This is a genomic window from Microbacterium sp. NPDC077184, from assembly GCF_040687055.1.
Taxonomy (GTDB): Bacteria; Actinomycetota; Actinomycetes; order Actinomycetales; family Microbacteriaceae; genus Microbacterium.
The window spans coordinates 115,456-134,506 of the sequence record NZ_JBFBMM010000005.1 but is presented as its reverse complement, the minus strand read 5'-3'; the positions used below and the strand labels follow the sequence as shown (position 1 = coordinate 134,506).

Below are 19,051 nucleotides of genomic sequence, written 5' to 3'. Positions count from 1 at the left end.
TAGATTCGGCGTATGTTCGAGGCCGCCGCGACCCTGTCCCTCATCGAGGCCGAGGAGCGCGAGCTCGTCTTCCCTCGCTTCGATCTGGAGGATGCCTGGATCCTCGGGTCCGTCCTCCGGGAGAGCGCCCGCGAGCGCGGACTTCCGATCGTGATCGGCATCTCGCTCGGCGAGGCGCGGGTGTTCCACACCGCCCTCCCCGGCTCGTCGTCCGACAACGACGAATGGCTCGAGCGCAAGGCCCGGGTCGCCCGGCGGTACGGGCGGTCGTCGTACGGCGTGGGCATGCTCTTCCGCAGCCGTGATCAGGACTTCGACACGCATTCGCGCCTGGACCCGACCGTCTACGCCGCGGCGGGCGGGGTCTTCCCCGTCCTCATCACCGGCGTCGGCATGGTGGGCACCGTCGGCGTCTCCGGCCTCGCCCAGGCCGACGACCACGCCCTCGTCGTGGAGCACCTGCGGGCGCACCTCGCCTCGCAGAGCTGACGTCAGCCGAGCGCTGACGCGCCCGCGGCGATGACGGAGATCCCGACCGTGAGCAGCGCGGCCGTGAGGACGGCGACGCCGATCCACAGGATGACGATCGCCCGCCCGGGACGTTGCGGATCACGCCCGAGCACCGACAGGAAGAATCCCGCGGAGATCAAGATCGCCGCGGCGAGCACGCCGACTGCGGCCCATTCCCAGCCACCACCCACCCCGGCGGCGTCCTGAGCGAGCACGCACACCAGGCCGAGGATGACGAGGACGCCGGCGTGCGCGTGCCCGGCGCGGAAGAACGCCTTCTGGAGATCGTTGAAGGGGTAGCCACCCGTGGCCACGCGGAGGAGGAAGGTGCCCCCGTAGGCGATGGTGACGACGGTGAGCAGCGTCGCGCCGACGACAATGGTGAGGATCGGGTTCATTGGGTGCTCCGTGAGTCATGGGCCGCAGCCCACTGGATAGTGACACTACCGACTATAAGATAGCGACAGTATCCAGACAAGGAGCTCTATGCGCATCTCCGAACTCTCGCTCGCCTCCGGCATCCCCGTCGCGTCGATCAAGTTCTACATCCGGGAGGGGATGCTGCCGCGAGGCGCATCGACCTCAGCGACGAGCGCCGACTACGGCGACGACCATCTCGCGCGGCTGCGCTTGATCCAGGCACTCAGCGAGGTGCGCGCCCTCCCCCTCGCCCGGGTGAAGGAGATCCTGGACCTGGTCGACCATCCCGCCGAGACCCTCTACGCCACGCTCGGCCGCGCCGTGAACGCCCTTCCTCCCTACGTCGAGCCGGCCGACGCGGACATCGCGCGCGAGACCATCGAGGCCCTCGGCCTGACCTGGGATCCGGGGTTCGGCGCGGTCGCCCAGCTCGGCGCCGCGATCCGTGCCGTGCAGGGAACGGGCCTCCGCTGGGATGCCGAGCTCGCCGCGCTCTACCTGGAGCCGATCCGGACCCTGGCGACAGGAGAGATCGCACCGCTCGCCGATATGGCCCCTGCGGACGCTGTCGCTCACGCCGTTCTCGGCACCGCACTGTACGAGCCCGTCATCCTCGCGCTGCGACGCCTCGCGCACCAGCAGATCCTCGCGGATCAGGTCACCAAGCCGCGCGCGTGACGTCGCGTGACCGATCATGACCACGGATGACGCGCGGGGCGAGACCCCCCTGGTCAGCGTCGACGTCCCGGGTTAGCGTGGAGGACATCGCGGCGATCCGGGTGGTCCCGGACCCCGGCTCATACCCGGCGGTGTTGCGGGTTCGACTCCCGCCGTCGCGTCGACTCTTGGCCGCGGTAAATGCCCGATCCGGTAAATATTCCTGACGCCACTCGAGTTTCTCTGAGCCGTTTAGCCCACACTTTGCCCGCACTTTTTTGGCGCCGCGAGAGTGAGCAAGTTGATTGACCTGACGTGAAGTTCGGTTTGCGGAGCCAGTCCTGCACGGACTCTCGGTTGATCGAAACTGTGCTCAACCGTTGCCGAGTCCTCCACTCCCCAGTCCTCGTCGGGGTTTCGGCCCATCGCGGTGCGGCGGTAGTGGACGACCTTGCACTGCCACATCCGCAAGTTGACACCTTCCGCTCCCCTCTGGACGCATCTGGAGAGCACGCATAGCTGGGAGGATGAATCTGCGACCGCGATTGCGCTTGGAAGCTCCTAGCCTCGAAACGGCAGTTGCGACTGCAGGACGTCTCGCGATGCTTCCTCGTAGCCTCGCTGGAGAAGCAACGCGCGCATGGTGCGCTCGATAGTCGGCGATGTCGTGGGTGAGCATCGTAGCCCCGCTACGGGAAGAAATGGCGCCTCAACCGTGGATCCTTCGGCACTAACATGAAGGACAGGTACGAAACCTCGTCCAGTTACCTCGAAGTGAACTACGTCCACGGGCGCCCAGTTCGTGGTGATCCAACGCACCTCGCGCTCGTCCTCGAATGCGCGATGTTTCATCGTGGAAGCCAGTATGAGGAGGTGCTTGCGCAGCTCGCGCACAACCATCTGCCGCTCGACTGCGGGAGTGCCATCGATATCGCGGATCGCACTTCGGACAAAGGATCCTGCGAGAGCATCCTTCCGTTTGTTGTTGTACTCGACCCGATACCACGACGCGACCGTCGGTAGCTCAGAATGGGGTGCAGGCTCAGCCTGACTCAACGCAAGCCCCTCCGCGCTCAATGAGTGTGTCGGGCGAAGGCCGATGGCGAACCCATCCGTGGACGAATAGTTTCGCCAGAGTGTCAGGCTGTCGGGCGCGCTTGACGCCGAGATGTAGTAAATCTCGTGCATTGCAGCCTCAACGAACTCTCGATCGGTGACGGAGCGAAGGCTCTCAAGAAGCTCGGCACGCGGTGCGTCGCCTCCTGCCGCGAGGCGCTCGATTGCGTCTCGTACAACATCTACGCCGTGCACAAGCTCGCTCGCGTCGTTCAGATGGTGTGGACTCGAAGCCCACAAGACGTGGGTACGGAGTATCTGGTTGAGTGCGTGCGCGCTGGTGTAATGCCAGACTCGCTGGCGCCCGCGGTACTTAAGGGCGTCTGTGCCGGTGATAAAACGCTGGGTTTCCCGGGCGTAACTTGGCGAATTTAGCGCATTCAGACTCACCTGCATGCTGCGAAGCGCCGGGAGGAGCCTCTCAGAGTTGTGCCTACCGACCTCCGACACGTCCTCAATGAGTTTTCGCCATGCGGCAGTGTCCAGACTAGGAACGTCCACTTGCGGAACCCGAAGACTTGCGAGCGCGGCCGCGATCGCACTGGTGTCCACCGATGCGTAGGAGGAGATCCTCCCAAACTCGGCGAGGGCTCGTTTCATGCCCGGCAGCGCACGGGTAGTCAGCTCGGAAAGCTGGGCTAATTGGTCAGCAAGCCCCGCATCTGCTTCAAGTGCGCGCGCCCACCCCTGGTGCGTCACCGCTGCATCTCTCAGCCGCTCGCTACTGGACTCAGCCCAAGCCTCCACTGCCTTCGATGCGGCATCGTCGCCAGCGTCGTCTTTGTCATCGCTTGCGGAATCATCGGTCACCTACAGAAGTATGTCAGTCACCTCGGCGGTGCGCCGGTTGCGTTTGTAATCTCTGAATGCACAATGGCATAGAGAGCCTCCGCGGGGATTGCTTGCACGATGAAGTGCGCGAAATCAGGATGACAGAACAGTCGAATCACCGCATTCGAGGCTATGAACTCCTGCGAGAGCTGTGCTTGATCGTATGATCGCCGGACTTCGATCGGTTCGGCCGGCTCAAGCGAACGCGAACCTACGCGCTCCGAAGCGGCGAAGTAGAGATTTTTGTCCGTCGCCTTTCGAGTCTCGCTCAGGTCGAGGAGAAACAACTGATGTTTAGCCGCGCTCACTTGAAAGCGCGCCAGATTGGACTCCCAGCCAACGACAAGAGTTCGAGTCTCGCCCTCAGTTCGATCGCGAAACCATTCAACGATTCGACCCTGAATTGCGCGCGTCAACTCAATTCTCTTCGCCACAAGCCCCTCCTGCGCAGTAGCGGAGCTGTCGCCGTGGCCCAGGAGCGAATCCGCCGCCTCCCAGATCTCCCGCTCGCGATCGCGAGAAAACGGCTGCGACGTCTCGTTTGAGTGATGCTCGATGCTCAGAATCGTCCTGTACCAGAGCTTCTCACCCAAGACACGATTGATCTCTCGCGCTGCAGAAGCGCCGGATAATGCGACGAGGTAGTCCATCACCGCGCCCTCGCGTGGCGGCAATGCGATTCCGTCGAGCGACGTATTGACGGTCGAGAACATCTTTCCCGGTTTTAGTTCGGAGTACAGGCCGGCCTCTACTGCGCGGCCTCCCTTCCGACCACCCCCACGCGCTGCCACCGCTTCCCACACGATCCAATGAATCATGGCCTTGATCGCACGGTAAGAGTGGTGCCAGTACACGACGCCGAACATGTGCGATCGAATACGTCCCACCAGCTCCGCAGGCCGTACTCCCTTCGACCGAACACCGAGCCGGAGCGGCGCCTTCTCTTCGCTGACGAGGACCGTAGTCAAAGAGGCGAGGATTCTTCGTACGTCGATCCCTTCCCCAGCCTTGACTCCAAGCGCGCGGCTATCGCGCACAAGGTAGTCGAGCTTGTCAACGTCCAAGGTTCCACTGATGATGCTGTGCAGGAGCCCGCACACGTATGTCGAGATTGTTGCCCCGGCTAGCAGTTTTCCCGCGATCACCGAGCCGACATCCTCTGGAACAACAGCCCAACCATCCGGAGTCGTGTCCGCAAGCAGGTTGCGAATAGGGCTTGATTTCGAGGTAACAATATCGATCGATCGCTTCTCGTGGTCAAACGCGATTGGGTAGGCTTCCTCCAAATCGTGCGCAAGCGGATAGTGCCCAACATCGTGAAGAAGAGCGGTCGCGAGCAGCACTCGGACACTAGGCGGGTCGATTACAACACGAAACAAAGGGGACTGGGGGTCAGCAAACAGATTTGACACAGCGGCGCACGCCAGGCTGTAGGTTCCGATCGCGTGCTCGATACGAGTGTGGGTAGCCGTGGGCCAAATGTAACTGATCAGACCCAGCTGCTGGAAACCGCCGAGTTGCTGCATCTCGGTGGTGTTGACTAGTCGGCGAACTCGGGAGGTGAAAGCCGCAGGTGCCATTGTCCCAATTTCGACGACATTCTCAGGCAACCACCGCAGTTCCGGCACGGCACTTTCCAGGGCAGCATCGTTTGATACACGCTCTAGCGCGTCGGCAACCTCTTCGATCGAGTTGAATTTCTCTTCCTGAAAGAAGCGCACTGGGAGGCCGAGCGCAACGTCGGATGGCTCATTGTGACCATCAAGCATTAGGCAAGCGATTAGCCGGAGCGCGCGCTGGTGATACGTGTCCAAGTCAATGAAATCGTATGGATCCGCATCCGCCAGAGTCGAGAGAATCAGCCTGCCGAGAGCATACATGTCCCATCGCTTGAGGTCAGCAAGGCTGTAGCTTCCGGTAGACATCGTCGCCATACGCTCTGGATGGGAATAGCCAGGCGTCTCAAACGCCTCGTCTGCGAACGCGATCTGTGGGGCTGCGCCCGGGCCTGTCTCGTCCACACCAGTCAGGTATTCGAAGTCGATCAGATGCGGAGCACCATCCGGCGTAACGAGGACGTTCGATGGCGAGATATCGCCGTGGGCGAATCCGCAGTTGTGGAGAGATCGGATTTGCACGACGAGAGATTGGATTAGCGGGAGTACAGCCTTGATTCGAGCACCACCCAAGCCAAGGATGGCCTTCTCGAGACTGATCGCGTCGCTGTGCCAAGTCGAAACGAGGCAACCCCACTCTGCCTTCCCACGCCGGCTCGGTGCGTCCGGCTCAGTGTCCCGCCATAGTCTGTCTAGGACGACGCCGACCTCTCGCGAGCTCGCTCCCTGAATGCCGCTGCGGATGTTCCGAAGCTGCAGCAGCCCAGTACGATCGCCGCGTCGACTGACCGTGAGCAAGGCAGGCTCGCCCGAACCGGGGTGTAGCGCACGCCCAAGAATGAAACGCCGTCCACTGGCAACGAGCTCTACGTGGCGCAGACGCGAATCGGTCGCCGTGCGCTCGATCTCTTTGAGCAGCGCGAGATCGGCCGCAGCGCTACTAACCGCGTCCACGGACAGCGTCTGCGTCGGGAGCGAAGACCATGACACTGGTGTCACTCGGACGACCAGGACCCACATGCAGGGGCTGTTCGAAGTCGATGATCTCTAGTCCCACGCTGCGCGCGGTCGCCAAGTACTCCTTAATCGGGTGATGGTAGAACGTAATTGGCGCCGGATGAGGTTCGTGGTTCCGAATGCGAAAGTGCACGCGATGGAGTGTCTGTGGCTGCGCTAGATCAAGATCCCGCACTAGCTCACGCAGATCAGAACGGGTCTGGAGGTAATTGCGAGGATTCGGCGTCGCAATGTACAGGATTCCATTCCGCGCCAGTAGGTCGTGGGCGGCGCGGAAAAACGTCTGAAACTTGTCGACATTATGTACGGTCATATTCGCGACGACTGCATCAAACTTGCGAGTCGGATTCGCGGACGCGAAGTTCGATATTGTCGCAACTTGGAAACGATCGGCGATGCCAGGGTGATGGAGCTTGGCTTGCCGGATCGACTCTGAGGATGGGTCAACCGCGGTCACGTCGTAACCAGCGTCATCCATCGCGCGCGTTAGGAAGCCGACGCCGCAACCCGCATCCAACACCGATCCGCCGGCAGGCACTCGCTCGCCCAAGTGCCGCAGCGCAAGATTGATGAGCGCTCGATACGACGGATCTTCGTTGTTCGCCAACTCAGCGGCCCGAATCGCCGCGTTGGCGTCCCACGACTCGGTTACTCCGTTGATAACACGATCACGGATAACAACCATGATTCCTCCTGTCCGTCAGCATAGGGATGGTGGCAGACACTCGGCCAGCTTCGGCTAGCTCGCTGAGAGCGAGCTCAAGAACTCGCTGGCGAGGTCGATGAGATAGCTATCCTGTGTCTCCAACACTTCCTCGTGGTCGGTCTTTCTCCGCATGCCCGACCGCTTCACCTTGGAGCGGATGATGAGAACGCGGTGGTCATCTTCGGTCAACAGCGAGAACTTCACCGCGATCTTCACCGATGGAGGTACCTCGAAGACCTGCACGCCGTGATCCTGCAAGCCGCTCACTACCGTCCCCGACAGATCTCGCAGGTAGATATGGGCTTGTGGGCCCTTGAGCCTGAGCTGTTCCACGATGCTCGCGTACTCCGGACCCTGTAGCCAATGCAGGTCTTGGCAGTACATATGCACATGGCCGTCGCGCTTGTACCAGTCGGCATAGAAGTCGACGAACTTCTTGCTGTTCTTAGGGATCTGGTGCCGAACCGTACCCGGGTCGCGCACCCAGTGCAGCAGCAGCGTATACAGGACGGCGATTACGAGCGCGACAATCGACCGCAACCACAGGTCTACTGTTATCCCGATTAGCGGCTCTACTACGACAACCAGCGTCCAGCCGAGCGCCGCAGAGGACAAGAACTGCAACACCGCAGCTACGATTCTTCGAGCCAAGAGCGGCCACCCCCACAGACAGCGCCAGACTTGAGCCAACGGGGCCCGGACGACCACGTCCCTGTGGAGGAACGCTATTGCATGGCCGTAGAGATCGACAAATCGGTCGGAGGGTAGGCCGAGAGGCTCACGACGCGCTGTCGCGAGAGCCTGCGCTGGGACCATCGAACGAGCCGCAATCGTTCTCTCGCCCAATCAGCTGACGTCCGTAGCTCGCGAGCAGCTAGCCCGCAGCACGGGTTCGGCTGCGGTGTCGGCGCTAGTTCTCTTTCCCGTGAGCAGCCTGCGCGAGCAGTGCAGGCCTGGTCGCCGGACGGCTGCCAGATTGCCGGGACACGGCCCTCCGTCCGTTGGTACCGCTCGATGGACGCCCGTTCTTGCCCGTCGTTACCGCGTCAGATTGAAGCGTCGCCAACAGAAGTCACCGCGCGTAGAGCACGGTCCGGGGATCAGCAGAGTGCGATTCGATCTCGATGCCCGTCTTTGCCCCCATCGGCTTGAATCGCCTCGCGAGGTTGTGCCAGCCGCACCTACCGCTACGGGCTCGGCGTCGTCGCATCATGGACCAGCCGCCCGGGACGGCCTTCCAGACTTTCACCACGGACGCACTGCTTGATTGCGGCGCTCCGAGCCATATTCAGCGACGCCGACACCGTGGGGTCTGCCCCGAGTTTGGTTGACATCTGATCTGTGAGGATTCGTTCTCGCTGGAAGGATGTTCTTGTGGCAAAGCCCTATCCCCGAGAGTTCCGCGATGATGTCGTGGCAGTGGCCCGGAAGGGCCAAGCGCCGTTGGCGCAGATCGCGAAAGACTTCGGTATCTCCGAAGGTTCGCTGAGCAACTGGCTGAAGCAGGCCGACGTCGAGGACGGCAAGCGTGCCGGCCTGACCGATGATGAGCGCAAGCAGCTGCGTGAGGCGAACAAGCGGATTCGGCTGCTGGAGCAGGAGAACGAAGTGCTGCGGCGGGCTGCGGCGTATCTGTCGCAGGCGAACCTGCCGGGAAAATGGTCTTCCCGCTCGTCCACGAGATGGCTGCGGCCGGCGCTCCCGTGAGGGTGCCGGTCGCGGTGGCGTTGCGTGTCCTCGGCCTGTCCAGGCAGGGATACTACCAGTGGCTCAAAGCCCCGTGTCCCAGCGGGACTGGGACGATGCGCACGTGATCGACGTGCTCTACGACCTCCATGCGGACGACGACACCCTCGGGTACCGGTTCCTCACCGACGAGCTCGAGTCCGAGCATGGGATCACCGCGAGCGAGAACCGGGTGCATCGACTCTGCCGGATCGCGGGGGTTCACGCGTCGCACCACAAGAAGCGCAGCAAGCCCGGCAGCACGGGACCTGCGCCGCACGACGATCTCCTCGCCGTGGTCGACGAGCACGGCGTCATCCGGCACGAGTTCGTCGCCGACGGGCCGAACAAGGTGTGGCTGTGGGATATCTCGGAGCACCCGACCAGGGAAGGCAAGCTCTACATCTGCGCGATCAAGGACGTCTGGTCGAACAAGATCGTCGGTTACTCCATCGACACCCGCATGAAGTCATCTCTCGCGCGGGCGGCGATGCGCAACGCGATCGCGCTGCGCTCACCTGGCGGCACGATCTGCCACTCCGACAGAGGCGGCCAGTTCCGCGCGAAACGCACCCAGAACCTGCTCCGCAACAACGGCCTCGTCGGCTCGATGGGCCGGTCTTACGGGGCCGGTGACAACGCGAGCATGGAGAGCTTGTTCAGCCTCCTCCAGAAGAACGTCCTCGACACGAGGCGCTGGGACACCCGCGCCGATCTTCGCCTCGCGATGGTCACCTGGATCGAAACGAAATACAACCGGAGGCGCCGTCAGCGCGGCCTCGGCAAACTCACCCCCGCCGAGTTTGAGATGATCTACCAGGACGCAGAAGCGGCCTGATCACCCCAACCCCCGACTGTCAACAAGACTCGGGGCAGACCCCATCATGAAGCCGGGTCGCCTGGAACGGATCTGGACGCACGCGATCCTGCCGTTACTGGAGGAGAGGTTCTACGGGAGCCCTGACGCGCTGGCTCAGTTCTCATACTCTGCGGTGCTGGGAGCGGTGACGCAAGGCGAGTCATGAGGATTGAACTCCGCGAGTGGGAGACGCGAGGAGACCTCGATCTATCTCCGGCGGTCACCCAGGCGTTAGCTCGGAGTGAGGCATTCGGCATCCGCCCGGATCGTTTGAGTGCCGGACGATGGGCAGTGTCAGCATCCCAATTCGTCGGCACGGCCGACTTCGGTGATCTTGTGGTCCGCGTGGCGCCGAAGGCGGGGATCCACCGGCTCCTCGAGTTGCTGTGCTCCACGCTCGAGCTCATCAGCTGGAATCCACGGGATGTTGCGTGGGCCGAGTCGAACGACCTCCTAACGACCGTCGCCGGAACCTTCGTCCTGCACGCCCAGCGGGCCCTCGCTAACGGGGTCCTTCAGGGTTATCGCACGGAGGAAGACAGCCTGACGGCGGTTCGCGGCAGGATCGACCTCGGGCGGCAGATTTCCCAGCACCCGGGAATGCCGCTGCCGATCGCTGTCACTTACGACGACTACACGGTAGACGTCCTCGAGAACCAACTGCTCGCTGGCGCGGGCAGAGTGCTCCTACGGCTCCCAGGGTTGCCGGCGAGGATGCGAGCACAGCTGCGACGCCTTGAGATTCTGCTTCTCGGGGCGATACCAACCCGCCCATCGCACGACCCGCCCGCGGTCACCTGGACACGGTTGAATGCTCGGTACCGCCTCGGAGTGATCCTTGCGCGGCTCATCCTTCGCTCATCTGCCCTCGAGTTCGAGGGCTTGGGGATGACGACCGGATCGGGGTTCCGCGTCGACATGAACCGTGTCTTCGAGGACGTCGTTGGCAAGGGAATGCAGGATGCCGTTCGCGGATCGGGTTCTCGTGTGGTGTTGCAGTCCTCAGATCATCTCGACCACGACCGGCGGATTCCGATCCGACCAGACATCGTGGTTCGCCAGGACGAGCATGTCGTGGCCGTCGCGGATGTCAAGTACAAGCGCCCCTCGCTCGTCGGGATCTCGACGAGCGACGTCTATCAAGCGCTCGCCTACGCCACGCGTCACCGTGTGCACGCGGCGACCATCATCTATCCCGAACCTGCGCCGCACGATCATGTGCGGGTGGGCGACGTGACCGTCTTCTTCGAGTCGCTCGACCTGTCTGAGCCGGCGGCGGTGCGCAGCCGAAACATCCAGGAGCTGACGCATCGAATCCTCGAGCGATCCGCCGCGGGAGTCACGCCGTCTGCTTGACGGTGCGCTTGTGCGCGAGGTTAGTCGAATGCGTCTCCTCGGGTCTTCGGACTCAATCAGCCAGGTCGCGTTCTGCCCGTTGTCCCCTACGCCGCGGCGACCCTAGCGAGTCTGGCGCATCCGCCGCGCATCGTGCAGTGACCGTGGAGTAGCGCAGGCCAAGAGCCGAGCGGAGGGTGGCGCTTACAGCATCGAAAGCACTGCAGGCATCGCGGCGGATGTGCGACACTGTCGAAGGAGCCGTGGTGCGCTTCGGTAACGGCGTCGTCGACCAGCAGCACCCCTCATCGCTCCGACATCGGGCCCTCGCGACAGCCGGTTTTTCCCACACTTTGCCCACACTTTGGCGAGAACGACCCGAATCAGCCGGATCGAGGCGGATCGACGAACCCCGAAAACCCGCGTAATTCCGCGGATTTGGGATCGAATCGGACCGAAACGGAAGTTCGATGGCGTGATTCGTCTCCCGCCGTCGCGTCAATACAACACCGCTGAGCGGGGTCAGTCCGCGGCGTCGTCCAGGGCGTCGAGTTCGGCCAGCGCTTCCTCGGCGCGCCGGCGGCGGTCCTGAAGCGACATCTCCCACCACGGGTCGCCGCGCTCCCCCAATCCGTGCTTCGCGAGCCCCACCCGTCGACGGGCGAGCGCGACCGCATCGTCGTCATCGGCGGCCTTCGCCGTCCGCACGCCGGATCGTCCGCGACCGAGATGGGAGGTGAGCGCGCGCACGGTCTCTTCGGCGAGGGCGGGGTCGGTGCGCCGCCAGCGGCGTCCGTTCAGGACGAGCCAGCGATCGTCGTCGACGCTCATCCTCCCGTCGCCTCCCGCGAGACGGGGATGAGCGTGACGTCACGCAGGACACCGGCATCCGCCACCGCCGTCATGATCGTGCACTCCGGCTGCCGGCGGCGATCGGTGGGCGAACCCGGGTTCAGCAGCCGGAGGCCGGCGGGGGTTCGCGAGTCCCACGGGATGTGCGAATGTCCGAACACCAGGACATCGGCGTCGGGGAACGCGGCGTCCATGCGCGCCTCCCGCCCCTTCGCCGCGCCGGTCTCGTGCACGACCGCGATCCGCACGCCCTCGACGTCGCGACGGGCGATCTCCGGAAGCCGGGCCCGGAGGTCCGGACCGTCGTTGTTCCCCCAGACCCCGAGCACCTCTCCGTGCTGGGCGAGGTCGTCGAGCACGGCATCCGTCACCCAGTCGCCGGCGTGGACGATGAGGTCGGCGGCATCCGCGGCCCGTCGCACGGCGTCGGGAAGCGCACGTGCCCGAGCCGGGACGTGGGTGTCGGCGAGGAGGAGGAGACGAGTGGCCACGCCCGCACCGCCCGTGTCAGGCGATGCGCGTGCCGGGCGGCAGCCGGCGCGCGGGGGTGTCGGTGCGACGCCACGCCCACCACAGCAGCAGGGCGGCGAGCGCGATCTGCAGCGCGAGGCCGACGAACCAGCTCGGGGTCGACCCGGCGATGATCTCCTCCGGCGTCGGCTGGTCGGTCGGAGGTGTCGGCGCGCAGTCGTCCCAGCGCGTCTCGGTCTCGGGCGCCTGCTGCGCGGAACGGATGCCGAGCTTGATCTGCCCGAACAGGTCGACCGGGTAGCCCGACGCGTCGAAGGTCGTCGGGGTCGCGTCGGCGAGGATCACGAAGGGGTTCGCCGCCAGCATCCACCACACGGTGTCGAAGCGCGGAGCGTCGTAGACCGTCGTCTGCCACGGCCCGCAGGTGATCTCGGCGTCCTCATCGCACGGGTAGCCGGGCGTCGAGACCTCGCCGGGGAAGCAAGGGGGAACGCCGTCGGGTTCCACCGTCGTGTATTCGAACGACCGGTAGGAGTTCGTGACCTCGGTGCGGACGGAGGCTCCGACCAGCAGGAACGCCACCATGGTGCCGATCACGAGCGCCGCGACGACGAGATAGGTCGTCGCCACCGAGAAGAGCGGACGCGCCAGGATGCCGCTCACGGCCACCCCGATCGCCGCGACGACGCCGATCTCGACGATCAGGACGGCGAGAGACACCAGCATCGTCGCCGCCGACGTGCCGCCGGCGAGAGTGGCGATGAGGAGGAACGGGATCGAGACCGCCACGAAGGCGAGCCCGGTGATCCACGCGGTGAGGAACTTCCCCATCAGGATCTCGGCGGTCGTGGCGAGGGTCACCTGCACGGGCGCGAGCGTCGCGGCCTCCCGGTCGCCGTTGATCGCGTTGCCGCTGAGGGTCGGCGAGACGAGCACCACCAGCAGCAGCGTGATGTAGACGATGGTCGAGAACACGCCGGATCCGGCGTCCCGCGGCACGACGCCCCAGGCCAGGAACGACAGCGCCGTCACGAGCACGAGCACGAGGGCGAAGACACCGAGCAGCACGTACCAGGCGACGCTCCGCGTCCGCTGCATCAGCTCGAGGCGGACGATCGTGCCGAGTCGCTGCGCGTTCATGCCGTCTCTCCGTCCGCGCCGGCGTCCCCGACGGTGTTCGTCCGCTGAGCCTCGTCGCTCGAGGTCCCGAGGTCGAGGAAGGTGCGCTCGAGGCTCCCCTGCGCCGCGGCGAACTCCACGACGGGGACGTCGGCAGAGATGAGGGCGCGGAGCGCCTGGGCGGCCTCGGACTCCGACGCGAAGGGGACGAGGAGATCCCGCCGGTCGACCGTGATCGTCTCCGGGTCGCGTCCGAGGACGTCGGCGATCCAGGCGACGCTGTTCGCCGCGGCGGCCTCGGCACCGGCGGCATTCCCGGCGATTCGGAGACGCCAGGGCCGTGTGCGGGCTGAGGCGGCGGCGACGCGTTCGGCATCCACGCTCCGTCCGTCGACGAGGAACACCGCGTCGTCGACGACTTCCTCGAGCTCGGACAGGATGTGGCTGGAGACCAGGATCGTCCGCCCCTCGGCGGCCATGCGCCGCAGGAGCACGCGGAGTTCGACCCGCGCCTGGGGGTCCAGGCCCGAGGCCGGTTCGTCCAGGAGGAGGATCCGCGGGTCGTGCACGAGCGCGCGGGCGAGGCCCAGTCGCTGCTTCTGCCCGCGGGAGAACACGCGCGCGGGGGCGGCGGCGAGCGGGACGAGCCCCACCTCGCGCAGGAGCACCTCGGCGCGGGCCGCGGCATCCGTCTTCGTGAGTCCGTAGAGGCGCCCGGTCATCACCAGCGTCTCGCGGGCGGTGAGGGTCCCCCACGCACCGAGCGCGTCCGGCATCCACCCGGTGCGAGCGCGCGCGGCGTGCGGGGCGGCGATCGGATCGACACCGTCGAGCCGGATGTCGCCCGCATCGGGAGCCAGGAGCGAGGCGAGCATCAGCAGCAGCGTCGTCTTCCCCGAGCCGTTCGGGCCGACGAGGCCGGTCACGGCGCCCGGTCGGGCGTGCAGGGTGACGTCCTGGACGGCATGCACCGATCCGAAGGACCGGCGCACCCCCGTCACCACGATCCCCTCGGCGGCGGGACTCTCGACGATTCCGGCGCTGGTCATGCGCTCACCCTAGGCGGCGGTCCTCGCCGTCGTCGGCGTCCGCGCCGAAGAACCGCACCCCGAGATCGGCGTGGTCGACGAAGACCCCGTCGACGCCGGATGCCGCCAGCAGCGCCCACTCCCCCTCCCAGTCGCCGAACGCGGCCTTGCCGTCGCGCGTGCGGAACTGCGGGATCAGGAAGGCGTTCTCGCACCGCGCCGTCCACGTGAAGACGCGCAGGCCCCGCGCGTGGGCGTCGGCGACGATCGGCGACGGTCCCGTCGCACGACCGAGCCGGTCGGGGGCGAGGATCATGCGCTTGTCGACGCTGATGCCGTCGACGGTGCCGACGAGGGCGTCGAGGCCGGAGGGCGCCGCTGTCCGCGCGTAGGTGGGCGCCGCCTTCCCCTGCGCGGCGACGAGGTCGAACGGACTCCCCGACGCCTCGAGGAGGTAGATGTACGTGGCCGGCACCGCGCGGGCGCGGAGGTCGGCGAGCACGGTCGATTCGAACGACTCGATGGTGAGCGGCAGCCGCCCCGCATCCCACCCCGCCGCGCGCAGTTCGTCGGCGACGAGGCGCGCGACGTCCCATCCGAGGGCGGCGAAGTACGTGGGGTGCTTGATCTCGAGCACCACGCCGATCTCGCGCCCCGCCTCAAGCGACCCGCGCCGCACGAGGTCGAGCACGTCGCGCAGAAGCAGCACGGGCTGCGTTTCGTCGAAGGTCGCGCTGGTGGAACGGATGCCGGGGATCCGCTCGCGGCAGCGCAGGCTCTGCAGCTCCGCCGCGGTGAAGTCCTCGGTGAACCACCCCTCGAGCTCCTCCCCGTCCACACGCTTGCGCGTGCGACGGTCGGCGAACTCGGGCCGCTCGGCGACATCCGTGGTTCCGGAGATCTCGTTCTCGTGCCGGACCACCAGCACACCGTCGCGCGTGACCACGACGTCGGGCTCGACGGCGTCCACCCCCATCTCCAGGGCGAGGTCGTAGGACGACCGCGAGTGCTCGGGGCGATACCCCGGGGCACCCCGATGGCCGATGACGAGCGGGCGGGATCGTCGCGACACTCTGACACCGTACCCGCGGGCGGTGCGCGTGAAGCGCACTCCCAGCGGGAACAAAGGCGTACCGGGCGGGGTTCGGATATCGTTGACGCACAGCACAGCGCTGTGAGGAAACCCCGACTTTGGAGTGTGAGAGCAGTGGCCCTCAACAACCCCGCGTTCAACAACCCCGCGTTCCAGGATCCGAAGGCCGTGCAGACCTATCCCGGTGGTGCGCAGGCGGCGAACCTGGGTGGTCCCACGCAGTTCGCGACCGCGCAGCATGCGGGAACGGATGCCGCGGCCAACGCCCGCCTGGAGGGCATGTACGCCGCCCCCACCGCCGGTGCGACCGAGACCGACCGGATGACCGTCGAGGACACCGTCATGAAGACGGTGGGCCTCTTCGCGATCCTCCTCGTCACGGCCGCGGTCGGCTGGGTCTGGACCCTCGGCGGCCTCACGATCACCGGTGACACCGCGCAGCAGATCTCGATGGCCCCGTGGCTCATCGGTCTCGCCGGCGGCTTCATCCTGTCGATGGTCGTCATCTTCACCTCGCGCAAGAAGGTGCGCCCCGCCCTCATCTGGGCGTATGCCGCGTTCGAGGGCCTCTTCATCGGCGGCATCTCGGCGTTCTTCGAGGTCCTCTACCCCGGCATCGTGATGCAGGCGACCCTTGCGACCTTCGCCGTCGTCGGTGTGACGCTCGCCCTCTTCGCCAGCGGAAAGGTCCGTGCCTCCAAGAAGGCCACCAAGGTCTTCATGATCGCGATGATCGGATACATGGTCTTCGCCCTGCTGAACCTGGTCCTCATGTGGACCGGCGTCCTCCCGGCAGACCAGACCTTCGGCCTCTACAGCGCCACGATCATGGGCATCCCGCTGGGCCTCATCATCGGTGTGCTCGTCGTGATCCTCGCCGCGTACTCGCTGGTGCTCGACTTCGACATGATCCAGCGCGGTGTCCGCAACCGCGCCCCGCGCCAGTACGCGTGGCTCGGCGCCTTCGGCATCATGGTCACGGTCGTCTGGCTGTACGTCGAGATCCTTCGCATGATCGCGATCATCCGCGGCAGCAACTGACATCCCTCGCGATCCTCGGGTCGCGAGAACGAGGGGGTCGTCCATCCGGGCGGCCCCCTTCGTCGTCCGCCCGCGTCCGTCGGCGCGGCCGGCGCTGGTTAGAGTGTCAGAATGGCCGCGTTGCTGCGCACCACCGTCGCTCTGACCCTTCTGGTCCTCGGTGGCGCGCCCGCGGCATCCGCGGCCGCAGCGACGCCGGTCGCCGAGACGGTCGCCGCACCCACCGCCGTCACGGAGGAGCTCGACGAGGTCCGCTGTTTCGTGCCGATCCCCAGCGGGCAGGGCGCGCGCCTCACGTGCGGCATCCTGACCGTGCCCGAGCGCGGGGCAGGCGCCGAGGAGAACACCGTCGCGCTGCCGATCGTCGTGATCGACAGCGCGAGCGAGTCGCCGTCGGACGATCCGCTGGTCGTGCCCGTCCTCGGCGATGCCGATGCCTTCACCCAGGCGCTCCGGACCTTCACCGGCGCACGGTGGACCGGCGACCGCGACGTCATCCTCGTGGGTCACCGCGGCACCGAACTGTCACGTCCGACCCTGGACTGCCCCGAGATCGGGCGCGGCCTGGTGGTCGAGGACGGCCGTCTGCTCACCGGAGCCGCGGCGACGCCGCAGCGGATCGCGGAGATCACCGCGTGCCGTGAGCGCCTGACGGAGGAGGGGATCGACATCGCGGCGTACTCGACGCGCGCGATGGTGGACGACCTCGCGGAGCTGCGGGCGACCCTCGGCTACGACCGCTGGAACCTCTACGCGTCCGATCGGGCGACGCGTCTCGCGCTGTCGACGATGCGTTTCGCGCCGGACGGACTCCGCTCCGTCGTCCTCGACGGCACGGTGCCGCCCGGGGTCGACGTCCTGGCCGAGGAGCCCACGGCGTTCCGCGCCGCAGCGAGCAGCGTCATCGAGGCCTGCGGCGCCGAGCCGGAGTGCCGCGAGCGCGTACCCGGGCTGGAGGCGGCGCTCACCTCGGTGCTGTCGAGCGCCGCGTCCGATCCCGCCAGCGTCACCGCCGTCTCCCCCGCGGACGGCGGACGCCTGGTCGTCGTCCTCGACGATGCCGAGGTCGCCCGGACCCTCGCGTGGGCCACCGCCGACGCGGCGACGGTCCGGGCGGTGCCGTTCGTCATCGACCAGCTCGCCTCCGGCAACGCCGAGGCGATCGTCCCGCTCCTGCAGCGTCGGCTGGACGCCCTCACGGCCACCGGTGCAGGCCTGGACCTCACGCGAGTCTGCGCCGAGCAGGTGCCGTTCACCGCCGCCGAAGGGCTCGCCCTCACCGCCGAGTGCGAGGCCTGGGGTGTCCCTGCGCGGGACGGCAGCGAAGCGGAGTGGGTGACGAGCGGCATCCCGACGCTCCTTCTGACCGGAACCTATGACTCCGTCGCCGCACCCGCCTGGTCGGATGCCGCGGCGGAAGGCCTCGAGCGCGGAACGGTCGTGCGCGTCCCCCACGCCGGGCACGGCATCCTCACCGGATCCGGAACGCGCGCGGACTCCCTGGCCCGCAGCTGCGCCGCCCGCGTGGCCGCGGACTTCCTCCGGGACCCCGCCGAGGTGCCGGACGCGGAGTGCACCGTGTCGTTGCGTCCGCCCGCCTTCCTCACCACCGCCCAGATCGATCCGACGACGGCGCTGTTCCGGGCCGATCGCGACCTCGTGCAGCAGCGCGCGCCTCTGCCGCTGGCGATCCTGGGCGCGGCGCTCCTCGCGAGCGTCGGAACGCTGGTCTACGCCGGCCTGTACGTCCTCCGCGGCGCCGCACGCCGATCGGGCGACGCCCCTCCGGGGGCCATCCTCGCCGCGAGCGCGGCGGCCGGCGGGAACCTCCTGTACGCCGGCATCCTCGTCCTGATCGCCGCGAACGCGGATCCGCTCGCCCTCGCCTTCGGCCTCCCTCCGGCGGTCTGGCCGGTCCTGCTGATCCCCTTCGTCGCCGCGGGTGCGGGCATCCTCTTGGCGGTGCTCGTCGTACGCGCGTGGATCCTGGAGGAGGGCACCCGAGCGCACCGGATCGCGGTCACCGCGTCGGCGGTCGCCTCCCTGGGATTCACGGTGTGGCTGCTGACCCGCGGCCTGCTGATGCTCTGAGCCGGAGGGCGCGGTTCACGCGCGCGGTTGCCCCCGCAGGGCGGACTCGAGCCGGTCGAGCCCCCACGAGAATGCCGCCTCGACGTCTCCGCCGAGACGGAAGGCGCCGGCCCGCTCCATCGCGATGAAGCCGGTCATCCATGCCGTCATCACGCGTGCACCCGCGAGAGCGTCGCGGTCCCCGACCAGCGCCGCGACGGCTGCGAGAACCGGAGTGGCAGCGTCCGCGAGGCGGTCCACCGAGGCGCGGGAACCCAGAATCAGCGCGAAGGCCTCGGGATTCTCCGCGGCGAATGCGCGATAGGCCCGGGCAAGCGCTGCCAGCGTCCCCTGGGCACCGCGCAGGCGCGCGGCGAGATCATCGACAGCCGCATCCGTCACGAGCACCAGCATCTCCTCCCTGTCGCGAACGTGCTTGTACAGCGACGGAGCACGGACACCGACCCGGGAGGCGACGGCGGCCATGGTCACGGCCTCGACGCCGCCGGTTTCGAGGAGGGCGCGCGCCGCCGAGACGATGTCGGCACGCGTCGTGCGGGCGGGAGTGGGCATCATCCTCTTCCA

The 19,051-nt window shown here is 66.5% G+C and carries 16 protein-coding genes, 1 tRNA gene and 1 pseudogene; 7 read left to right on the top strand and 11 right to left on the bottom strand.

Going from position 1 to position 19,051, the window contains the following annotated elements; genetic code table 11:
• Positions 1–12 precede the first annotated feature (12 nt).
• On the top strand, positions 13–489 hold the full coding sequence (locus tag AB0O93_RS10855) for a heme-degrading domain-containing protein (RefSeq protein ID WP_363343195.1): 477 nt from the start codon (positions 13–15) through the stop codon (positions 487–489).
• Between the two features lie 2 nt (positions 490–491).
• Here the strand turns inward: AB0O93_RS10855 and AB0O93_RS10850 are convergent, their stop codons facing one another.
• Positions 492–908: a hypothetical protein gene (locus AB0O93_RS10850; RefSeq protein WP_363343193.1), complete on the bottom strand. Its 417-nt coding sequence runs from the start codon at positions 906–908 to the stop codon at positions 492–494.
• A gap of 88 nt (positions 909–996) precedes the next feature.
• Here AB0O93_RS10850 and AB0O93_RS10845 point away from each other — a divergent pair, with 88 nt between their 5' ends.
• Both AB0O93_RS10845 and AB0O93_RS10840 read left to right on the top strand, forming a co-directional pair.
• Positions 997–1,608: a MerR family transcriptional regulator gene (locus tag AB0O93_RS10845; RefSeq protein ID WP_363343191.1), complete on the top strand. Its 612-nt coding sequence runs from the start codon at positions 997–999 to the stop codon at positions 1,606–1,608.
• A gap of 88 nt (positions 1,609–1,696) precedes the next feature.
• A tRNA-Met gene (locus AB0O93_RS10840) sits at positions 1,697–1,769 on the top strand.
• 379 nt (positions 1,770–2,148) lie between these two features.
• Here AB0O93_RS10840 and AB0O93_RS10835 read toward each other — a convergent pair.
• The 4 genes from AB0O93_RS10835 to AB0O93_RS10820 are packed head-to-tail and all read right to left on the bottom strand — an operon-like array spanning position 2,149 to position 7,500.
• Entirely contained in the window at positions 2,149–3,513 is a 1,365-nt protein-coding gene (locus tag AB0O93_RS10835) for a DUF2971 domain-containing protein (RefSeq protein WP_363343189.1), read from the bottom strand.
• A gap of 17 nt (positions 3,514–3,530) precedes the next feature.
• On the bottom strand, positions 3,531–6,104 hold the full coding sequence (locus AB0O93_RS10830) for a hypothetical protein (protein ID WP_363343187.1): 2,574 nt from the start codon (positions 6,102–6,104) through the stop codon (positions 3,531–3,533).
• Positions 6,091–6,852, bottom strand: coding sequence for a methyltransferase domain-containing protein (locus AB0O93_RS10825; RefSeq protein ID WP_363343185.1), 762 nt, complete (start codon positions 6,850–6,852; stop codon positions 6,091–6,093). The genes AB0O93_RS10830 and AB0O93_RS10825 overlap by 14 nt, the downstream gene beginning before the upstream one ends.
• Positions 6,853–6,906: 54 nt before the next feature.
• Positions 6,907–7,500 (bottom strand): hypothetical protein, encoded by a 594-nt coding sequence (locus tag AB0O93_RS10820; RefSeq protein ID WP_363343183.1) that lies wholly within the window; start codon positions 7,498–7,500, stop codon positions 6,907–6,909.
• 747 nt (positions 7,501–8,247) lie between these two features.
• On the opposite strand from AB0O93_RS10820, the pseudogene AB0O93_RS10815 reads away from it, so the two are divergent.
• A pseudogene (locus tag AB0O93_RS10815) lies at positions 8,248–9,436 on the top strand (IS3 family transposase).
• A gap of 312 nt (positions 9,437–9,748) precedes the next feature.
• On the top strand, positions 9,749–10,813 hold the full coding sequence (locus tag AB0O93_RS10810; RefSeq protein WP_363343181.1) for a hypothetical protein: 1,065 nt from the start codon (positions 9,749–9,751) through the stop codon (positions 10,811–10,813).
• 501 nt (positions 10,814–11,314) lie between these two features.
• Here AB0O93_RS10810 and AB0O93_RS10805 read toward each other — a convergent pair.
• From AB0O93_RS10805 to AB0O93_RS10785, 5 genes are read right to left on the bottom strand one after another with little or no spacing between them, the layout of a single operon-like run.
• Entirely contained in the window at positions 11,315–11,623 is a 309-nt protein-coding gene (locus AB0O93_RS10805) for a biopolymer transporter Tol (RefSeq protein WP_363343179.1), read from the bottom strand.
• Positions 11,620–12,135 (bottom strand): YfcE family phosphodiesterase, encoded by a 516-nt coding sequence (locus AB0O93_RS10800; protein WP_363343177.1) that lies wholly within the window; start codon positions 12,133–12,135, stop codon positions 11,620–11,622. The genes AB0O93_RS10805 and AB0O93_RS10800 overlap by 4 nt, the downstream gene beginning before the upstream one ends.
• 16 nt (positions 12,136–12,151) lie before the next feature.
• On the bottom strand, positions 12,152–13,255 hold the full coding sequence (locus tag AB0O93_RS10795) for an ABC transporter permease (protein ID WP_363343175.1): 1,104 nt from the start codon (positions 13,253–13,255) through the stop codon (positions 12,152–12,154).
• A complete protein-coding gene (locus AB0O93_RS10790; protein WP_363343173.1) occupies positions 13,252–14,283 on the bottom strand; it encodes an ABC transporter ATP-binding protein in 1,032 nt (343 codons plus the stop codon). The genes AB0O93_RS10795 and AB0O93_RS10790 overlap by 4 nt, the downstream gene beginning before the upstream one ends.
• A gap of 4 nt (positions 14,284–14,287) precedes the next feature.
• A complete protein-coding gene (locus AB0O93_RS10785; RefSeq protein WP_363343171.1) occupies positions 14,288–15,334 on the bottom strand; it encodes a glycerophosphodiester phosphodiesterase family protein in 1,047 nt (348 codons plus the stop codon).
• Between the two features lie 135 nt (positions 15,335–15,469).
• Here AB0O93_RS10785 and AB0O93_RS10780 point away from each other — a divergent pair, with 135 nt between their 5' ends.
• Positions 15,470–16,396, top strand: coding sequence for a Bax inhibitor-1/YccA family protein (locus AB0O93_RS10780; protein WP_363343427.1), 927 nt, complete (start codon positions 15,470–15,472; stop codon positions 16,394–16,396).
• A gap of 111 nt (positions 16,397–16,507) precedes the next feature.
• Positions 16,508–18,487: an alpha/beta hydrolase gene (locus tag AB0O93_RS10775; RefSeq protein ID WP_363343169.1), complete on the top strand. Its 1,980-nt coding sequence runs from the start codon at positions 16,508–16,510 to the stop codon at positions 18,485–18,487.
• A 15-nt stretch (positions 18,488–18,502) separates the two neighbouring features.
• Here AB0O93_RS10775 and AB0O93_RS10770 read toward each other — a convergent pair whose 3' ends face one another.
• Positions 18,503–19,039, bottom strand: a complete 537-nt coding sequence (locus AB0O93_RS10770) for a TetR/AcrR family transcriptional regulator (RefSeq protein ID WP_363343167.1) — start codon at positions 19,037–19,039, stop codon at positions 18,503–18,505.
• Between the last annotated feature and the right edge of the window lie 12 nt (positions 19,040–19,051).

Bases quoted from the DNA above. Each gene is read 5' to 3' on its own strand.
- AB0O93_RS10845 (WP_363343191.1), top strand. From the start codon at position 997: ATGCGCATCTCCGAACTCTCGCTCGCCTCCGGCATCCCCGTCGCGTCG.
- AB0O93_RS10770 (WP_363343167.1), bottom strand. From the start codon at position 19,039: ATGCCCACTCCCGCCCGCACGACGCGTGCCGACATCGTCTCGGCGGCG.
- AB0O93_RS10795 (WP_363343175.1), bottom strand. From the start codon at position 13,255: ATGAACGCGCAGCGACTCGGCACGATCGTCCGCCTCGAGCTGATGCAG.
- AB0O93_RS10855 (WP_363343195.1), top strand. From the start codon at position 13: ATGTTCGAGGCCGCCGCGACCCTGTCCCTCATCGAGGCCGAGGAGCGC.
- AB0O93_RS10790 (WP_363343173.1), bottom strand. From the start codon at position 14,283: ATGACCAGCGCCGGAATCGTCGAGAGTCCCGCCGCCGAGGGGATCGTG.
- AB0O93_RS10775 (WP_363343169.1), top strand. From the start codon at position 16,508: ATGGCCGCGTTGCTGCGCACCACCGTCGCTCTGACCCTTCTGGTCCTC.
- AB0O93_RS10850 (WP_363343193.1), bottom strand. From the start codon at position 908: ATGAACCCGATCCTCACCATTGTCGTCGGCGCGACGCTGCTCACCGTC.
- AB0O93_RS10825 (WP_363343185.1), bottom strand. From the start codon at position 6,852: ATGGTTGTTATCCGTGATCGTGTTATCAACGGAGTAACCGAGTCGTGG.
- AB0O93_RS10805 (WP_363343179.1), bottom strand. From the start codon at position 11,623: ATGAGCGTCGACGACGATCGCTGGCTCGTCCTGAACGGACGCCGCTGG.